The organism is Longimicrobium sp. (assembly GCF_036554565.1).
GTDB lineage: Bacteria > Gemmatimonadota > Gemmatimonadetes > Longimicrobiales > Longimicrobiaceae > Longimicrobium.
The window spans coordinates 1-3,157 of record NZ_DATBNB010000434.1; the positions used below are offsets into that span (position 1 = coordinate 1).

Sequence of the window (3,157 nt, forward strand, 5' to 3'; positions counted from 1 at the left end):
TGTGCGACGGTGACCCCGCCGTCCGCCATCACCCGGCCGATGGTCTCCGGGTCCTTCGCCGCGGCGGAGGAGAGGAGCAGCATCCGCGCGCCGGTCGCCAGCGGCGTCCACAGCTCCCACACCGACGCGTCGAACGAGATCGTCGTGCGCTGCAGCACCGTGTCATGCGCGCCGATGCCGAACGCCGCGGCCTGCCACGCGGTATGGTTGACGAGGCTGCGGTGCGACACCATCACGCCCTTCGGCCGCCCCGTGGAGCCGGAGGTGTAGATGACGTACGCCAGGTGGCCGGGGGTGAGCCCCGCCCCGGCGGGATTCGTCTCCGGCCCCTCCACCGCGGCGTCGAGGTCGACCACGGGAACGTCCACACCCGCGAAGGTGCTGGCGAACGACGACTGCGTGACGAGCGCTGCTGGGGCGCTGTCCTCCAGCATGTAGCGCAGCCGGTCGGCGGGATACGCCGGGTCGAGCGGCACGTAGGCGCCGCCCGCCTTGAGCGTAGCCAGCAGGGCGATGACCAGCCGCGGGCCGCGCTCCACGCAGACCGCCACCCGTGCATCCGGCCCCACACCCAGCCCGCGGAGCTGGTGCGCCAGCCCGTTGGCCCGCGCGTTGAGCTCCGCATAGGTGAGCGACTCGTCTTCGAACCGCACGGCCACGGCCTCCGGCGTCCGCTGCACCTGGGCTTCGAAGAGCTCGTGGACGCACGTGCCGGTGGGGAACGCGGCGACTGAGGCGTTCCACTCCTCCACTACCAGCCGGCGCTCGGCATCGGGAAGCAGTTCCAGCCGTTCCACGCTCCCCCGCTCGTCCGCTACCATTCCTTCGAGGATCCGCCGCAGGTAGCCGACCCAGCGCTCCACCGTCGCCTGCTCGAAGAGCGCCGTCGCATACGTCACGGTGCCGGCGATCCGCCCCTCGCTTTCGCCCAGCGCGAGGGAGAGATCGAAGGTCACCTGTACGGGCGAGGATTCCGGGCCCGCACCATCCACCAATCCGTCGCGCGGCGTGTTCCGCCACGCGAACGTCGCCTGGAAGACCGGGTGGTGCGATGGGCCGCGCGCCGGCTGCAGCAGCTCCACCACCTGGTGGAAGGGGATGCCCTGGTGGTGCTGCGCCCCGAGCACCCGCTCCCTTACCCGTTCCAGCAGTTCCGCGACGGTCGGCGCGCCGGAAAGGTCGACGCGGATCGCCAGGTGATTCGGGATGATGCCGATCGGCCCGCCGGTCTCCCCGCGCCCGGGGCCTTCCGGCGACAGACCGATGACCACGTCCGCCTGCCCCGAAAGGCGGCTCAGCACCACCGCCCATGCGGCCAGGAGCGTCATGGCCAGCGTGGCCTGATGCCGCTGAGAAAGCGCTGCGAGTGCGGCGCTCAACGCCTCGTCCAGCTCCACCCCCACGCAGGCGCCGGCGTAGTCCTGCCGCGCCGGACGCGCATGGTCCGTCGGCAGTTCCAACAGCCCGGGAGCATTGGAAAGCGTCGCCTTCCAGTACTCCGCCGCGGCCTGCGCCGGGGCCGCGGCCTCGGGCAGCGCCGGGCGCTCAGCGGGTGAAGGGTTCAGCATGTTCAAGGACGACTACCTGGTTTCCACGGGCGCGAGCGAGGTGGCGTTGCACCTCCCGAATGATGGCCGGCCGAGCCGGGTGAGCGTTCTCAGCCGGGCTCGCGAACGAGCTGCGCGAGCCGTGCAAGGGTTTCGGGATCGAACCGCGCCAGCCGCAGCTCCAGAATCCGTTCGGCGAGGTCGGCGAGCACGGGCTTCTCGAATACGGCGGCCAGCTCGAGTTCGAGGTCCATCTCCTGCCGCACCCGCGACACCACCCGCAACGCCAGCAGGGAGTGTCCGCCCAGCTCGAAGAAGTGATCCCACCGGCTCACCTGCTCCACCGGCAGCAGCTCCGCCCAGATCTCCGCGAGAGCCACCTCGATCTTCCCGACCGGCGCCTCGTATTCCCGTGTCGCATACGCGTCTCCCTCCGGGGCCGGCAGCGCCTTGCGGTCCAGCTTGCCGTTGGGCGTGAGCGGGAACGCGTCGAGCCGCACGTACGCCGCGGGCACCATGTACTCCGGCAACGCGGTGAAAAGGTGCTCGCGCAGCGACGCCGCGTCCGCATCGCCGACCACGTATGCCACCAGCCGCACGTCGCCCGGCACGTCCTCGCGCGCCATCACCACCGCCTCGCGCACCTCCGCGTGCTCCGCAAGCCGCGCCTCGATCTCCCCCAGCTCGATGCGGAAGCCGCGCACCTTCACCTGGAAGTCGGTGCGGCCGATGAACTCCATCGTCCCGTCCGGCCGCCACCGCGCCAGGTCGCCCGTGCGGTACAGCCGTGCCCCGGGCTCATCGCCAAAGGGATCGGCGACGAAGCGCTCCGCCGTCTGCTCCGGACGCCCCAGGTAGCCGCGCACAACGCCCGCGCCGCCGATGTACAGCTCGCCCGCCACGCCCACCGGCACCGGCTCGCCCGCCGCGTCCAGCACGTAGACGCGCGTGTTCGCCACCGGCCGCCCGATCGGCACGCTGGCACCGGCGGAATCGCCACGGACCGCCTCGGAGGTCGACCAGATGGTCGTCTCCGTGGGCCCGTACACGTTCCAGAGCCCGCCCACACGGCTCCGCAGGTCCGACGCGAGATCCGCCGGGAGCGCTTCGCCGCCGCAGAGCGCCCGCATCTGCGGTGCACCCTCCCACTCGGAGCTCACCAGCATCCGCCAGGTGGCGGGCGTGGCCTGCATCACCGTGGCCGAGTACGCCCGGATCGCGTCCGCCAGCGCCGCCGGGTCGGCGGCACGCTCTCGCGGAAGCACGATGGTCGACGCGCCGTGCAGGAGGGGAAGGAACATCTCCAGCACGGAGATGTCGAAGGCGTACGTGGTCACCGCCAGCAGGCGATCCGCGGGCTCCATCCCCACGGTTTCGCGCATCGAGCGGAGGAGGTTGACCACGCCGCGGTGCGGAACGGCGACGCCCTTGGGACGCCCGGTCGAGCCGGAGGTGTAGATCACGTACGCCAGGTGCGCCGGCGTCAGTCCCTCGATCGCCGGGTCCGTCGCGGGGTGTTCGGCCCACTCCGGCGTGCCGGAATCGATCTCCACCACGGAGATGTCGAAGGCGTACGTGGTCACCGCCAGCAGGCGATCCGCGGGCTCCAT

General features: G+C 71.6%; 2 protein-coding genes. Both read right to left on the minus strand.

Annotation, left to right across the window (positions count from 1 at the left end):
- Positions 1-1,568 (minus strand): non-ribosomal peptide synthetase (locus tag VIB55_RS11875; RefSeq protein WP_331876861.1); only part of this gene is annotated, 1,568 nt, incomplete at its 3' end.
- Positions 1,569-1,657: 89 nt separating this feature from the next.
- A partial coding sequence (locus VIB55_RS11880) for a non-ribosomal peptide synthetase (RefSeq protein WP_331876860.1) occupies positions 1,658-3,157 on the minus strand: 1,500 nt, incomplete at its 5' end.